Annotated in this window: 12 protein-coding genes; 1 reads left to right on the top strand and 11 read right to left on the bottom strand. The window is 33.5% G+C overall.

Features of this window, described 5'->3' with window-relative positions; all coding sequences use genetic code 11:
* Positions 1-431: 431 nt before the first annotated feature.
* On the top strand, positions 432-977 hold the full coding sequence (locus QNJ50_RS19835; RefSeq protein WP_300638438.1) for a hypothetical protein: 546 nt from the start codon (positions 432-434) through the stop codon (positions 975-977).
* 117 nt (positions 978-1,094) lie between these two features.
* On the opposite strand, the gene QNJ50_RS19830 is transcribed toward QNJ50_RS19835, so the two are convergent.
* The 11 genes from QNJ50_RS19830 to QNJ50_RS19780 all read right to left on the bottom strand — a co-directional run bounded on the left by QNJ50_RS19830 (position 1,095) and on the right by QNJ50_RS19780 (position 15,573).
* Entirely contained in the window at positions 1,095-1,712 is a 618-nt protein-coding gene (locus QNJ50_RS19830) for an acetyltransferase (protein ID WP_300638436.1), read from the bottom strand.
* Positions 1,713-1,754: 42 nt separating this feature from the next.
* The gene (locus QNJ50_RS19825; RefSeq protein WP_300638434.1) at positions 1,755-2,813 is read right to left on the bottom strand and encodes a glycosyltransferase family 4 protein; all 1,059 of its coding nucleotides are present in this window, start codon (positions 2,811-2,813) and stop codon (positions 1,755-1,757) included.
* A gap of 328 nt (positions 2,814-3,141) precedes the next feature.
* On the bottom strand, positions 3,142-5,058 hold the full coding sequence (locus QNJ50_RS19820) for a nucleoside-diphosphate sugar epimerase/dehydratase (protein WP_300638432.1): 1,917 nt from the start codon (positions 5,056-5,058) through the stop codon (positions 3,142-3,144).
* A 493-nt stretch (positions 5,059-5,551) separates the two neighbouring features.
* A complete protein-coding gene (locus tag QNJ50_RS19815) occupies positions 5,552-6,430 on the bottom strand; it encodes an NAD(P)H-binding protein (RefSeq protein ID WP_300638430.1) in 879 nt (292 codons plus the stop codon).
* Positions 6,431-6,435: 5 nt separating this feature from the next.
* Positions 6,436-7,299, bottom strand: coding sequence for a glycosyltransferase family 2 protein (locus QNJ50_RS19810; protein ID WP_300638428.1), 864 nt, complete (start codon positions 7,297-7,299; stop codon positions 6,436-6,438).
* Between the two features lie 60 nt (positions 7,300-7,359).
* Positions 7,360-8,211, bottom strand: coding sequence for a glycosyltransferase family 2 protein (locus tag QNJ50_RS19805; RefSeq protein WP_300638426.1), 852 nt, complete (start codon positions 8,209-8,211; stop codon positions 7,360-7,362).
* Between the two features lie 73 nt (positions 8,212-8,284).
* The gene (locus QNJ50_RS19800) at positions 8,285-9,553 is read right to left on the bottom strand and encodes an O-antigen polymerase (protein WP_300638425.1); all 1,269 of its coding nucleotides are present in this window, start codon (positions 9,551-9,553) and stop codon (positions 8,285-8,287) included.
* A 32-nt stretch (positions 9,554-9,585) separates the two neighbouring features.
* Positions 9,586-10,470, bottom strand: coding sequence for a glycosyltransferase family 2 protein (locus QNJ50_RS19795; RefSeq protein WP_300638424.1), 885 nt, complete (start codon positions 10,468-10,470; stop codon positions 9,586-9,588).
* Between the two features lie 55 nt (positions 10,471-10,525).
* The gene (locus QNJ50_RS19790) at positions 10,526-11,824 is read right to left on the bottom strand and encodes a glycosyltransferase family 4 protein (RefSeq protein WP_300638422.1); all 1,299 of its coding nucleotides are present in this window, start codon (positions 11,822-11,824) and stop codon (positions 10,526-10,528) included.
* Positions 11,824-14,196: a polysaccharide pyruvyl transferase family protein gene (locus QNJ50_RS19785; protein ID WP_300638420.1), complete on the bottom strand. Its 2,373-nt coding sequence runs from the start codon at positions 14,194-14,196 to the stop codon at positions 11,824-11,826. The genes QNJ50_RS19790 and QNJ50_RS19785 overlap by 1 nt, the downstream gene beginning before the upstream one ends.
* A gap of 60 nt (positions 14,197-14,256) precedes the next feature.
* Complete coding sequence (locus tag QNJ50_RS19780; protein ID WP_300638418.1) at positions 14,257-15,573, bottom strand: flippase; 1,317 nt, start codon at positions 15,571-15,573, stop codon at positions 14,257-14,259.
* Positions 15,574-15,622 lie beyond the last annotated feature (49 nt).

Raw genomic sequence — 15,622 nt, 5'->3', positions numbered from 1 at the left:
TCTCTACATTTGGGAATTTAAAAATGTATTTGATTCAAATGAAAACCGCTATATAGTGAAAATTCCAGCATAATTATCTAGTGGCAAAATATTAAATTTTGCTAATATTCATTGTTATCGTTCCTGTTAATACAACAAGTAATACTAGTTATGATTTGATTTTAGAGGGTTATCTTATTAGAGAAATTATTTATTTTTACGGATTGATTCGGTTTTATAGAGAAAAACTTCTAACTTATGGTCTTATACTCGCAGTGAAGGTATATCTTGCTGATAATATTTTAAAAAGTAAGTATAGATTTAACTTTGCTATATCTAAATATTGTGACAAGCTTACAATAATGAATGTTTTAAGTCACTTTTGAGACCTTTATTCAGGGAAATGTATCTTCATAGAAATTAAATTAAATTAAACAATTCTAGGAGATAAAATGCTTATCAGCATTTCCGGCTTATCTGGTAGCGGAAAAGATACAAGTGCTCAATATTTAAATACAAAAGGTTTTCAAATTTTCTCTTGGGGTACTGCTCTGAGATTACATGTGGCTGAAAATTTTGACGCTCCACTTCCTCCAAGGTATCAAGAGGCTCTGGAAATCATTCCAAGCTATTTGGAAGCGGATAAGGAGTGGGAACGGGAATCCGGATTTTTAGAGCAACTAACAGCAACTCCGATTTCAGACAGAGAACAAATTTATCTTCAGAATTTAATTAGATTAGAAATAATATTACTACAAGGTACAAATATAGTTATCAGTGATACTCGATTCCCTAGAGAGTTAGAGCTTGTGAAAAGGTTAGGAGGTTTAGCTGTATGGTTGCAAAGAGAAGAACGATGTAGAGATAGCCAGCCTCACGATCAGTATCTGAGTATTGATAAGTTTGACTGTGTTCTTGAGAATAACAATATGTTAGATGACCTTTACATGGCTTGGGATAATCTCTTAGAAAAGTTTAAAAAAACTACATCACTTTAGCAAATAAAGTAATAAAGTATTTAATCTAGAAGCTTTGGGAAAAATTTCAAAAACTTATCTGGTTACAATTTTATTCTCAATAAATTTTCATTTCTGGATATTTCTAACAAAATTTCCCTAAACGATACCTGCAGTATAGCTGGAAATCAAAGGCTCTATGATTATCGAACCAGGAGGACAGTTTGTTTGCTCGCCAATTTCAATACAAGGGGATACTGTGCTTCCTGCTCCTAATAATGTACTTTTACCGATGCTGACATGACCACATAAGGTACAACCAGGAGAAATGTGGCTATAGTCTTTAATATTACAATCATGATCTATAAGTGCACCTGTATTGACAATTACGTGGCTGCCAATTTTAGTATCAGTATTAATCACCGTGTTTGCCATTACAACTGTTCCTGGTGAGATTTCTGTACCTAAAGCAATTCTAGCTGAAGGATGAATAGCGGTTGTAAAGGAATATCCTTGATTTTCAAGTTTGAGAGCTATTTGTTCACGTATGCGATTATTGCCAATTGCAACAATCCATCTACTGTTTTTTGGACTAATGGTAGGTAAAATTTCTGAAGCTTGATAAATTGGGACTCCATGAATTTTATTAACATGAATTTTATTAATTTTAGATGGTGGATTATCGTCTACTAAAGCCTTAACTGATTTTCCCTGTTGATAAAAAATATCTAGTATTACTTTAGCGTGTCCGCCAGAACCATATAAATAAATATCCAAAAGATTTTACCTCTATCTACCTAAAAAATAAGAAAGTGAAAATCATGTATGAGATAATCTACGGTTACTCAAGTACATTTCCCCGAGGAAAATAGCGGCTATGATAATACCTGAACCAACCCAAGCTCCAGTTGCTCCAAAGAGACTGTTTAAATTACCAACAAATAGGGTGAATACTATATACGTAGTAGCGACTTGAGCGTGAGACCAACCAGACTGTTGAAGTCTTTGATATAAATGAGTGCGGTGAGCTTTAAAGATATTTTCTCCACGCATGAGACGACGGAAAAGGGTATATATTGCGTCTCCGACTAAAGGTAAAATAATTACCATTGCTGACCAAACATAAGCTGGATTATTGTTGTTATTAAGTAGTCCTATTGCGATCACAGCACCTAAGAAAGTACTACCTGCATCGCCCATAAAGATTTTGGCTGGGGACCAATTCCAGTACAGGAATCCAAATAAAACTGCAAGTATTACCCAGTCCAGAGGTTGGTTAAACCATAGAGCAAGAAACCCTAGCTGTACTGCACTTACTCCTGCAAGTAAGCCATCTAAACCATCCATAAAGTTGTAAAAGTTAATTAAAGCAGTTATACCAATGACAGTTAGTATCATAGATATGATATCTCCTGTTATGCCAAACTGACTCAATACAGGAAGTGGAAAAGCACCGCATTGAATAACTATAAGACTGGATGTAATTAGTTGTACTAAATAGCGAATACCTGCAGGTACTCCTTTCCAATCATCTATTATTCCTATTAGCACTAGAGGAATTAAACTTAACCAAAGTAAGTTTTGCTTTGAATAGATCGGAGTGTTAGAAAAAATCTGGTTTACCACAATCGCTATTACAAAAGCAATGATAAAACCTAATCCTCCACCTCTTGGAGTTGGTTGGGTATGAGAACTTCGCTCGTTGGGAATATCAACAAGTTGCTGACTTAGATGTTGTTTGATTATACCTACGGCGATCAAACTAAGGAAAAAGCTGATAACTAAAAGAATTAAGAATGGTTTAGTGAATTCAAAGTATTCTTCGAGAGAATACGCTGAAACTCCGCTTTTTAGGAGCGATTGTAGAGATAAAAACATATTTAAAATTGTCAAGTAGTAAATACTTACGAAGTAACATTTTTTAGTTACATTAATTATCAGAAATATAAAAAATGCACTTCTTGCTTACGTACTTATACTAGTAAAAAAGATTTAAAATACAAGTATTAGCAAATACAAGTGATTTTATAAATTTTGTATCAATAATCAAATAATCATGAGAATTAAACAATTTGAAGAAAATAACTCCACATACTTAAGCGTGTAAAAAAAACAATGTATCTATGGGTGATTGTATAAATCTTGAATTATTTTGACAGCAGCTATCACCAATTACCAATTACCAATTACCAATTACCAATATTTATTATTTTACTGCCGCCATAGTTTTAAAAAATGAATTCTTTGGTTGATATTCTGGAACGATTTTACGCAGTTGAATTATTAAACCTTCTAAGTGATTAAGTCGAGCATTTTCTAATAAAATATCCAATTCCGGTTGTAAAATTTCCCAGTTCCAAAAATGTTCGCGGGCAAAGAAAATTTTTGGGTGTTGGGTTTGTTTGACATTATTACCTTCAATCAACAACTCTTCATAAAGTTTTTCTCCTGGTCGCAATCCGGTAATTTCTACATCAATATCTTTTCCTGGTATCAATCCACTTAAACGAATCATTTGCATCGCCAAATCGTAAATACGAACTGGCTCACCCATATCTAGTAAGAATACTTCACCTCCTTTTGCAATTGACCCTGCTTGCATTACTAAGCGGGCTGCTTCGGGAATGGACATGAAGTAACGAGTAATATCTTTGTGGGTAACTGTAATTGACTTTCCTTGAGCAATAAGTTTCCGGAAACGCGGTACGACTGAACCACTGCTGTTAAGTACATTGCCAAATCTAACAATTGCAAAGCAAGTAATCATTTCTGGTTGAGTTGCAAATGCTTGTATTATCATTTCTGCAACTCTTTTACTAGCTCCCATTATATTGGTAGGACGCACTGCTTTATCGGTTGAGATTAATACAAAGTGCTTTACTTGACAGTCAATCGCACAACGAGCAGCAACTAGGGTTCCTAAAACGTTATTTTCAATTCCTCTTGCAGCATTCGCCTCTACCAAGGGGACGTGCTTATAAGCTGCTGCATGATAAACTGTATCTACTTGGTGACGATTTAAAATTGTTTTTAAGTAGTTTTGATTGGTAATATTCCCCAGATAGGGGTAAATTTGGAGAGAAGGAAAATTTTCTGAGAGTTCTAAGTCTATATTGTAAAGAGCAAATTCATTCAGTTCGTATAGAATTAAAGACTTGGGCTGTTGTTGGGCAATTTGACGGCATAATTCAGAACCAATGGAGCCTCCTGCACCAGTCACCAGAACTACTTTATCTTTGACTTGCATTTGCAAGAGTTTTTTGTTGGGAGCTATTTCTTCTCTCTGTAGCAGTTCGGTGATATCTATGTTACGAATTTTCTGAATTGCAACTTTACCAGAGATAATTTCCCCAAGGGTTGGTGTTGTTTTAACGGGAATAGATAAAGCTTGTAACTTTTCAATAATATAACGCTTTTCTTTTTTACCTACAGAAGGCATTGCTAAAATTACAGTATCAAATATTTTTTGTTGCCATAATTTTGGTACATCTTTAGGTGAGTAAACTTTAAGTCCCTTAACTAAAGTTTGCTGTTGTAATTCTGGATTATCATCGACAAAAGCTACTGGACAATAATTTGGATCGTTTAATAAAGCTCTAACTAATTGATAACCTCCCGAGCCTGCACCGTAAATAAGTAAGCGTTCAGGAGATTGATGATATTCAATAGAAGCTACCAGATTTTGAGTTGACCAACGAATCAACAGTCTAACTCCAATTACTAAAAATAAAGTCAAAAACGCATCGATAATTAAGATTGAGCGAGGAATAGGCCATAATCCCCGTAAATAAGCTAAGATTATTAGTATTGCAGAACTATAAAATACAGCTTGAATAAAGTTTGCTAGAAACTCTACATCTGTATAGCGCAAAATAGGGCGATAGATACCTTTTAGTCTAAAAGTTAATAACTTAACTGCAAATAGGATAATAATCAGTCCAATGTAATTAAAGATTTCTGAAAGCGGGAATAAACTATCAAAACGTAAAAAAAATGCTGTATAAATAGATAAAATAAATAAAGATATATCTGTAGTGATAAGTAAATAGCGTTTCTGCCGTCTTGAAAGTGGTCTATATATAGAATATATTTTATTTAACAGATATCCAAAGGAAATTTTCATTGTAGCGATCGCCATTACTATTGATGTACGTAATCAAAGTTATCGAAGCTCAAATCGCAAAACCTTTATCTAGAGACCCTATCGAAAAATTGAAAACTCAGGAATGAAAAGCTTCTTAATTCGGAAAGTGTAGATGTTTTGACTAAATAATTGAAGGTCTAGAATTTGTCATCGATAATAGCAAAGCTTGATTTCAAACCTTTAGACGTATTGCTACAAAAATAATAAAATTTTAAGATAGCAAACGGCGAACAATTAAATGAATCGTTAGTGATAGGTTAGATTGATGAATTGCAGTATTCTCAACTAGCCAATGACCTACCTAGGATTAAAATCCTAAACTCATCAATACAGCGTTCACGATTCTCAGGGGAATAATTCCAAGTAAGATTAATAGAAGCAAGACCATTATTTTGAAGGGTAATCTTGCTTTCAGAATACCTCTTAAGGGGTTTATCGTTTATTAACTTGAGCTAATCTCTAAAGTGGGCAACTAGCGAATGACTTTTACTAAACGCATTTCTTCTATTTCTAAACTAATCCCTTCATTAAAACTTCTAGGATTAAAGCCTAACTCATTGCAACTTTTTGATATATCGAATACTTTGTCTTCTTGCAATCTTAATACCTGTTCCTCGGTAATGGGAAATCCTGGTAAATTTTGAGCGAATTTGGTAATTATAGCTGCTAGTTTAGTGTTTACATTAATTTTGAATACTTGACGGTTTAGCTTAGTGAGTATGGTATTAACTATTTCGTCATAACTAATAGCTGTAGGTCCTGCTAAATTATATTCTTGATATTCTGTTTTGGACTCGTTAACAATAGCAGAAAATATCCCATCAGCTAAGTCTTCTGCATAAACTGGCTGCATCATGCTTTTACCAGCGTCGAAAAGTGGAAAAACTAGATAACGATTTAAAAATTTAATTAATCTATGCATGTTTTTATCTCGCATAGAACCGTAAATCATGCTTGGACGCAGAATTGTATAAACAATACCACTAGCTCTGATTTTGGCTTCATTATCTTTATAAATTTGAGAACAATGATTATATTTAGAGAAGATTCCGGTTGTAGTCACGAAATATGCTCTTTCTACCCCAGCACTAACAACAGCTTCAAGTGACTTGTTGTAGTATTTGGGGTGTGTCATATCCAAATAAGTTACGGAAGGATTGAGAACCTGTGTAAGAGTTTCTGGCTTGGTTACATCACCTCTGACAGTTGTAACACCTAGGTGTTGGAGAAATGTAATATTAGAAGTTTGTCTTACTAAGCAAATAATAGATTCTTTTCCAAATTGGTGAACCAGTTTTTTAAGAACCCGGTTTCCTGTATCAGAGGTAGCACCAGAAAATACTATTGTCATAAGAATTATGATTTTTTCAATTGTAAAGTTTTAAACCATGCTAGAAACTTCAAGTACCCTAATATAGGACTAAATATTATTGCACTGGGTTTGTCCCATTTCCATAAGTACTTACCCAGAGAATCAAGAAACCATTTATTAACCTTAATTTTGATAGGTTGAGAACCGTTAGAACTACCTCCTTTTTCATGAAATAATCTAACTTCTGGATAGAACCACAATTTATAACCCGCTTGCTGAATTTTTTTGCATAAGTCAATATCCTCAAAATGCAAAAAGAATCGCTCGTCAAAGCCTTTCAGTTTTTCATACATTACTTTGGGTATTCCGATACAAGCTCCGGAGACACACTCAACTTCATGTGTTTCTACTGGTAACCAGGACAAATCATAGGCTTTTTTATAATTAAAGGTTTTATCTAGTTTGGTGAAGTGTAGTAATGCATTCAAGAATGTGGGAAAGCTACGTCTTGAACCTCGTTGTTGACTTCCATCAGGGTTTAAGAGAATTCCGCCAAAAGCACTTTTATTATCCGGATGTTGTTCAAAGAATTTTAAGGTTTGATCTAAGATGTTGCCATCTGCTACTGTATCAGGATTGATCAGGAGAATGTATTCTCCTATTGCTTCTCTGACTCCCTGGTTGTTTGCTTTACCAAAGCCTAAGTTTTCTTGATTATCGATCAATTTTATTTCTGGGTATTGTTGTCTTAAAAGTTCTGGACTTCCATCTTGAGAATCGTTATCTACCACTATAATCTCAGATAAATTTCGTTGCTGTTTGGAATTAGGATATAGGCTTTCTATACATCGTTGTAAAAGAGGTTTAGCATTATAGTTAACAATAATTACTGAAATTTTTGGATTCATATTTTTTTAGTATTTTGTAATTCTAGAGATAGATTATTTATTAATTTATGCAAAATTGTCCTATGTTTCGTAGTGACCAAATATTATTCTATGTTTCATGAGGGAATATTTTTCAGGACCTATTATCATAAGAGCTAAAAATTTCATAGCAGAACAAAATATCATAAAAATCATTGTTTGTACAGAAATTTTATGTTTCCTCCAAAGCTGCCAATAATTATTAAAATCTCCTAGCCTCATTTTGAGTATTCTGCTGGTTAGACCAGCTGTTCCAAAACTATTGAAAATATAGCTCAGTTGTACATTCAACAGAAAACAAGGATGACCATCTAAACAGATTTGTTGCCACAAAAAATAGTCTTCACTATATCTTTTTGAGATATCAAATCTATATTTTATATCTCGTTGTAACATGATAGATGAAGTCTCGAAAGGATTAGACCGCAAAATTTCTTCTTTGCTGATTCGATTATATTTAATATCTTGTTTAAAGGAAATATTTCGAGTAGACAAAAACTTTTCATAGGAAAAAACAATTGGAATTGTATGCCCAGACAATAAAGCTTGGGGATTTGCAAGCATCCAGTAATACTGAATCAGGATTTTATCTTTGTGCCAAGCATTATCAGCGTCTAAAAAAGCAATATAATCCTGTGTTGCTATATTCCACGCGGCATTACGTGCAACAGAAGGACCACCGTTAGACTCCAGTGAAAGAATTTTAATCCAATCACTACTGTATTCCTCTTGTAGGGCTTTTAGCACACTTAAAGTTTCATCCCTACTGGCATCATCAACCAGAATAACTTCTGCTGGTTGAAGTGTTTGCTGAACTACAGATTCTACTGCTCTACGTATTGTACCCGAACAACAATAGCATGGAATAATTACACTAACAGAAGCTTTGCTCATAGCTTAATCTTAATCTATATTTCTGAACTGTTGAAATTATCTATCATTTGAAACATTTGAAGCGTATTATGTATTATTTCAACTTATGCTTTTTATATTGGAGAAAAAAGTGAATGATTATTTGTGCGATAAACACTATATGTGTAAAAAAATTGACAAATATAGATAATACTATATTGTGGAGTATTACTACATTAATGAAACGCCAGCATACTAACCGACTTTTTAAGGAGCGAAGATAAATACTTTGAAATAGGAGTGACATTAAAAAGTATACACATAGAGATATATACATGCCAAAATCCAGTAGAAAACTTGCATGGAAAGTATTTACATTCAGAAATTTTACTACTAGTTGCCAATCATAATTATTATTCGTAGTTAGTCCTAAAATATCAATTATCGCTGACGGTGTTAGACTACTAATTATGTTCAGAGGTAAATAATTAGGTTCGATAAAATCAATATTATTAATTACATTAGATAAAGGAGATGTTATGTAAAGATATATCCAAAATATACCAGAAGGTAAGAATTGAGGATATTCTGGGCTAGCCCTACCAATACTTGTGATCAATCCCCCATCTACATTTCGAGAATTACCAATAGCATCAAAAAGAAATACTAAGCAAATAAAACCAATAAAAATTCGTAGAAACCAATAAAAATTTGACTTAGAAATTTTAAATGTAGAATCTAGATTACGTGATGGAATAATGTATTTTGTGACATTATAATTTAACTTGATTATTCTCTGTTTTAGTCTATGTAAATCAAAAGAATTATCTTTTAAGTAATATAAAAGTATAAAGGTAGATTGAATAAATTGAGACATAATTAACTGTCTACCTAGTTTTAAAATTCCCCATAATAAGAATAAAGCCCATAAAATAATATCTTTTTTTGATTTACGTTCTAAGTATCTATACAGTGAATAGTTAGACAAAACCAGCAAGCAAGCATTTAATAGACCATGCAAAGTTGGAATACCAAAGTCTGTATATCTTACATAAGGACCCAAACCAAGAACACCAAATAGTGGTAAGTTTCTAGCCACTATAATTTCTATGACAGAAAAGAATAACCAAAACAAAAATATTCCTTTTGTTTTTGCTTGAAAGTCTACTGAAATAAGTTTTCGCCTCTTAGTAAATCGCTTTTTGGTGATTAATGATTTAAACAGAGTTGGTAAATAGAAAGAGCAACAACTCGCAACTACAAAAAAAAATGCTGTTTCGGTTATAGGTAGAAGAAGTAAACTATACTGGAATTGATAGAGACTAAGTACAGTTAGCCAAACTAGTACATACAGTATGCCTGGATTAAGAATAATATACAACATGCTAAAAATTTGCGAATATTCACATAATCAGGTTAACGAACACTTTTATTTCTACTTTTTTCAATTAATTGCCAAAGCTTTATACGCTCTAACATTAGATGTAAGGTAACTTTTGTTAAGGAAAAAAAGCTTAACATGAATGATTTTATATTTAATAGCCCGTACTTGAACCTGACTTTTAAGTATTCTATTTCTGTAAGATAATAATTGCTTGAAAATCCCCTAGCACTGGCTGTTGCTAAAACTTTGTTTATATGAAAGAATTGAACTTTTTGCAGATAGCAACGAAGTATAAAGTCGTAATCAGATGCTATTTGAAACTTAGTGTCAAAGCCACCATAAGTTTCATAAATAGATAAAGGAACAAATACAGATGGATGAGGTACCATTTTGTAAGGCAACTTAGTCAAATTTCCTGATAATATAACCCATCCAGAATAATCACTAAAATATTCCTGACAGTTGCCAACAAGAATAATTTCATCCTTGTTATCTTTGTAAATATTGCAAATATTCTCAATGGCATCTTTCATGTAATTATCACCTGCATTTATGATGCCAATTAATACTCCCTCGCAGAGAGATATACCTTTATTCATTGCATCATATATACCTGAATCTGGTTCACTAACCCAGTAATCAATTTGCTCTTCGTATTTTTTTATAATTTCTAAAGTTCCATCTGTAGAGCCACCATCAATTATGATATATTGGATATTTTGGTATGTTTGACCTAACACGCTTAAGATAGTCTGTTCTAGGGTTGTCGCACTATTAAAAACAACAGTGAAGATACTTACTAACGGCTTATCTTTTGTGGATTGTTTATATAATTTAGCACTAACTTCTATTCCACCCTCCTTACGGTCAGGGTTAACTGGAAGGTTACGATAGTTTTCAATAGTAGGGATAGGCATTTTAATTTTTACACGTAAAATTAGTGATAGATAAAAAATTAGTTTTATCAACAAATTACATTTGATTTTTCACTTGTAATTTATCTTTAGTATTTACATAGTTTGTAGTACTTAAAATATTGTTAAATAAATTTAAATAATTTTGAGCTTGTATAGTTTGAGTGAACTCCCGTTCCACTTTTTGTCGAGCGCAATAACTTAGTTTTTGAAATCTTTCTTCACCTTCTAGTACCCAAGCAATACCTCTAGCTAAATCTTCAACTTCAAAAGGTTTAGCTAAATATCCGTTTTTTAAGTTTTCAATCATATCAGGCATTCCACCAATATTAAATGCTACGCAGGGAGTTCCGCAAGATAAAGATTCCATAACCGTATTAGCTAGATTTTCTTGGATTGAAGGAGCAACAAACACATCTGCTGCTGCATAGACTAATGCTAGAGAGATATCGTCATTTAGTTTTCCCAAGTAATGGCTTTTAAAACCAAGTTTAGGTGAATTCCTGGATTTAGATGCCCCGAATATAATTAGCTCTGTATTGTCAGCCCAATCAGTTTGACTGAGGTTTTGCAAGACTGCTTCAAGTAGGTGAAAACCTTTCCTACCATCGCTGCTTGCATTTACTGCTCCAAACAAAATAAACCGTTTATCTTTAGGTAGTCCTAGAATGCTTCGTGCTATAGACTTATTAATTGGCTTATACTTGTCGGTATCAATCCCATTTGGAATGACTTCAATTCTTTTATCCTTAAGTAGTGAGCTAGAACGAGCACACTTTGCTAGCCAGTCGCTTGGAGTTACAATCGTAAGGTTCAAATTTCTCCATGCCTTTTGCTTACGCTGCCAAACCCAATGTGATAAATCTTTGTTTGTATTACTCTGAAGTTGTGGACAAGCACCACAAGAATTGGTATATCTTTCACAATCAAAGCTATAGTGACAACCTCCAGTGAATGCCCACATATCATGGAGTGTCCAAACGATAGATTTGCCTAATCTTGAAATGCTTTCTATTTGTAAATAACCAAAATTAACCCAATGCAAATTAATAATATCTGGCTGAATTTGAGCCACTTTTGCAGGAACAGCATCCCCAAGCCATTGAATGGAATAGGGAGAGGTATGACGGTAACGAAAAAACTTTAATGGCAGTGTATCCAAAGTCGGTTTTAATTTTGTAATACCTTTACTTAGCGGAGTTTGTGGAGCAATAACAGTTTCATCATCGGTAAGTTTATTAGCTGCTAGTAACTTAGAATCTACTCCAATATTCCGTAAACCTTTATTTAGACGGTAAGCTGCACGAGCAGCTCCTCCTTGAATGTCGTAGGTGCTTATAAGAAGAGACTTAACCATTATTCCAAAGATTTGATGAATTGACTAACTGCATTTTGGAACTTTAGACTTTCTGGATGTAAACAAATTTGAGATTCTTGTTTATTTTCATCTAGCAACTTTGACAAGGAAGAAACAATAAATTCAGCATTAATTGAGCTTAAACTCATGTATGGGACATTATGTTTTTCTGCAAGAGATGTAACTTTCCCACGTCCAAGAGTATAGTCGATCCCAACAGTAGGTACACCAGAAGATAAAGCAAACACAAGAGAATGAAATCTCATGGTGAGAGCTATTGAAGCTGATTTAAAAGTATTTATTGCATCTAAAGGACTAATTTCTGCTCCTAAATACGTCAAGTCTAGAGCATCATATATATTTTTATGGTTTCTAAATAAGTTACGGTAAAACCATCTATCATCATGACCTAGATGATTAGTACACATTGGGAAAGGAATTATTCGTAAACTTGGATATTTATTAACTAATTGCTCTATTGCTGTTACTACCTCTTTCTCGAATCGTTGTTTGATAGCTTCAGCTTCAATTATGCTCAAATCTTTAGCATATTCCTTATAAGTCCAATCTCTCAAACCTAATATTAAAGAAGGATGTTCTGAATTATTGCTTTGAGTCTCAGCTATTTGACTAGAAAATGTACTAGTTTTTAACCAAGTAAAAGCAGGGTCTTCTGCAACTTGGTCTGAAGCAGTATCAATACCCAAGCTTTTAGCAATTTGCAAAGATTTTTTATCTCTATAAATCCGGTGTGATGCAGAAAGTAAAAGATGCTTAATCGCATCGTTATAGTGAGAAGCTCCCAAAGGTCCAACACCACATCCTGCAATTAATGTAGGAATTTTTGCTTCCACTGCTTTTTGAAATATGGCAATCATATCAGTAAGCTCTACAATAGCCATTAAAGGACCACCTCCAAAAACGACTAAATCCATTGAGTTAGCAATTTCTATAGCTTCAGTAATAGAATGCAATTTGCATCCTTGTAATTCAGGCATTTGGCGGACTGTCATTTCAGAAATAAATAACTCTAAACAAGCTAAATGCAGTTCAATGTTTCCCAAAGAACCTTGAAAAGATTGAACAACACCTCCCAAAATTGCTTTATCACCCAGAGTTTCAGTACCATACCAACCACAAATTAGTACTTTACGATTACTGGCAGAATTTCTAGGAAAACAAGTAGCAGGTTGAGACTTACCAAGGGTTGCTTGATTGACTCCGTATAAAGCCATTTTTCTATTCAAGTCTGCTTGCTGTCTGAGAGATTTGACTGGCTTCAAGATTTCAAACTGCTTTACATTCTTTAGAGAAACTCCGGCTTTTTCTAATAATCTCTCTGCATAAGTTTTAATTAAAACCATCTTAGGAGGAATGCCAACATAATCATGAGCGCAGATATCACACTTATTTTGAAGAATGTCAGCTAAATGTTGATTGTTGTCAAAATACAGTTGCTCTGCATCTTCAGTAATAGCAGAACCTAAAGTTTTACTTTCAACCGCACAATATAAGAGTTCTCCTCTTGCTGAAAGAGTAGCACCCCGGTGTTGCCAATCACATCCAGCGGCACGAGGCTTTTGATAAATTAACTGACCGATTAATGATGTATAGAAAAAATTCTGCTGTTCGGATTTTTCGTAGAACTTAATTAGATTCTCTAGAAAAATAGCAAAATGGTACTTTTCTTCAAAAGTCAAATCAAAAGGTTCAACAACATCTTTTGAATAAAGGCGCTGATGTGGAATTCCTAATCTGTATTTGATATATATATCTTTACTAATAGCAAATTCTAATAAATCATGAACGCCATAAATATTTTCTTTGAGTACCGTACAACCTAATCTACGATTAGATACCAAATCGGAACTTTGAATAAAATCAATTACCTTAACAGCATTTTCAAAGTTTCCTTTACGACCTCTTACTCTATCATGCACATCGCCAAATCCATCGAGAGACACCATAACATCAAGGTGACCTTTATGAGATTTAACAACTTGACCAATTTCAGTAATACGTTGTATAACTTGGCTACTAATAAGAGAGTTTGTGATTAAAGCAATACCTGATAGATTTGGTAGCTTTTTAAATAAAACATCTACAAGTTCAGCTAGGTCTTTACGAAGAGTTGGTTCACCTCCATTAATTCCGATAGTTCTAACTTCAGAAAATAATGGATTAGAGACAGCTTTTTCTAGTTCATTCGGAGTAATTTGATAATCAAATTTCTGTTGCCAGATATTGCACATCTGACATTTTGAATTACAAATGTCATTTACAGGAAACTGGATTACAACTGGTTTTTGCAGTTTCCAAGGCTTTGGTTTTGTTGTAATATAGAGGTTTTTTAGGGCATCAATTAATTTCATAATTAGTTCAAGTATAGAATTACTATTATTTTCAATCTTGATAATTTTTAGTTCAATAAATTATTTAAAAAACAGAAATGTTTGAAGTTGTATTTTGAATATCTTTCTTGTTTTCGCATAAAACATATCACTTAAAAATTCAGCAGATGCATAAGAAATTAATGTAGCTATCGCAGCACCTAATTCAGCATATATAGGAATAAGGAATAAATTTAAGACTATATTTATAATTGCACCAGTTAAGTTTCTCCGCAGAACAAATTGGTTTAGTCCTTCTGCATTAAACCAGGATACAGTGCCAACTCTTAAAAAAACAAATAAAGATGCCCATGCATGAACTGATAATACTGGTGCTGCTGCTATATATTCATAACCAAAAAGAATAGTAATGATGTTGTCAGAAAATAATGTTATTGGTACAGCAATAAAAATAGAAAGTATCAATAATAAACGAAGTAATTTTTTTATGCGTTTATAGTAAAGAGTTTCATCTGTTTCTTTAGCTGCATAAATTGAAGGAGAAGCTGAAGAAGTAATTGTCCTTGGAATAAAGTACCAGGCTTCAGAGATACGAACCGCAACAGAATAAATTCCTACAGCGCTACTATCAACCATTTCCCCCAGCATAATCTGGTCAATTTTTGTATAAATAATAGCAGCTAGGTCAGAAAAAACAAGAGGCCAACTATTTTTAAGCAGAGTCTTAGCAATTGGAAAGCTCCAACGCCATAACTTAATTGAATAGCCCTTAATACAATAAGTGATCGCTAAACCAACTGCACTTAATCCCATTTCTGCCAATACCACCCATGCAAAGGCGATTAATGGTGCTTGTATAGTGATTAGAATAACTTTAATCAGTGTAGAAAATATAAAGGCTGTATTTTTAGCAAGTACAGTATATTTTGATTCCACTTTTGATTGAAACCAAAGATCAATCGTGTCAAAAGCTTGAAAAATTACTACTGTTGACAAAATTGCCACCAACCAAACTACAAGTTTTTCATCCTGGCGTAAAAAATAGATAGAACTAACTGCTAACAATAGAGATGCGACTCCACCAAGCAATTTAAGCCAGAAAGCAGTACCTAAAATTTCGTCTTTAATTGAGGAATGACGAACAAGATGCTGAACTACTACTCTTTCTAAGCCTAAAGTAGCAAGTGGACTAAATAAAATTACAAAAGCAGTAGCGTAGTTAAAAATGCCATACAATTGTACTCCCAAATAACGTGCAAGCCAAACACCCACAAATAAACCTACACCCATACGAAGAATGCGGTCTGCAAATAACCAGCCTGTATTTGCAATAATTGCACGTGAGCTAGAGCTAAATTTTCTACCAAAGGGCAATAGCTTCTGAATTTTGCTTAGCATTATCTTTAAATTTCCTCTGGATTTACTCTAGTCCGTATGCTGAAACTTG

The sequence above is a fragment of the Mastigocoleus sp. MO_188.B34 genome (assembly GCF_030065675.1).
Taxonomy (GTDB): domain Bacteria; phylum Cyanobacteriota; class Cyanobacteriia; order Cyanobacteriales; family Nostocaceae; genus Mastigocoleus.
Note: the sequence above shows the minus strand (reverse complement) of the source record. Positions and strands in the feature narration are given on the sequence as shown.

What these genes read in the sequence shown, in the direction of transcription:
- QNJ50_RS19825 (WP_300638434.1), bottom strand. Translation starts at nt 2,813, where the DNA reads ATGTTTTTATCTCTACAATCGCTCCTAAAAAGCGGAGTTTCAGCGTAT.
- QNJ50_RS19780 (WP_300638418.1), bottom strand. Translation starts at nt 15,573, where the DNA reads ATGCTAAGCAAAATTCAGAAGCTATTGCCCTTTGGTAGAAAATTTAGC.
- QNJ50_RS19835 (WP_300638438.1), top strand. Translation starts at nt 432, where the DNA reads ATGCTTATCAGCATTTCCGGCTTATCTGGTAGCGGAAAAGATACAAGT.
- QNJ50_RS19790 (WP_300638422.1), bottom strand. Translation starts at nt 11,824, where the DNA reads ATGGTTAAGTCTCTTCTTATAAGCACCTACGACATTCAAGGAGGAGCT.
- QNJ50_RS19820 (WP_300638432.1), bottom strand. Translation starts at nt 5,058, where the DNA reads ATGAAAATTTCCTTTGGATATCTGTTAAATAAAATATATTCTATATAT.
- QNJ50_RS19810 (WP_300638428.1), bottom strand. Translation starts at nt 7,299, where the DNA reads ATGAATCCAAAAATTTCAGTAATTATTGTTAACTATAATGCTAAACCT.
- QNJ50_RS19805 (WP_300638426.1), bottom strand. Translation starts at nt 8,211, where the DNA reads ATGAGCAAAGCTTCTGTTAGTGTAATTATTCCATGCTATTGTTGTTCG.
- QNJ50_RS19785 (WP_300638420.1), bottom strand. Translation starts at nt 14,196, where the DNA reads ATGAAATTAATTGATGCCCTAAAAAACCTCTATATTACAACAAAACCA.
- QNJ50_RS19795 (WP_300638424.1), bottom strand. Translation starts at nt 10,470, where the DNA reads ATGCCTATCCCTACTATTGAAAACTATCGTAACCTTCCAGTTAACCCT.
- QNJ50_RS19815 (WP_300638430.1), bottom strand. Translation starts at nt 6,430, where the DNA reads ATGACAATAGTATTTTCTGGTGCTACCTCTGATACAGGAAACCGGGTT.
- QNJ50_RS19800 (WP_300638425.1), bottom strand. Translation starts at nt 9,553, where the DNA reads ATGTTGTATATTATTCTTAATCCAGGCATACTGTATGTACTAGTTTGG.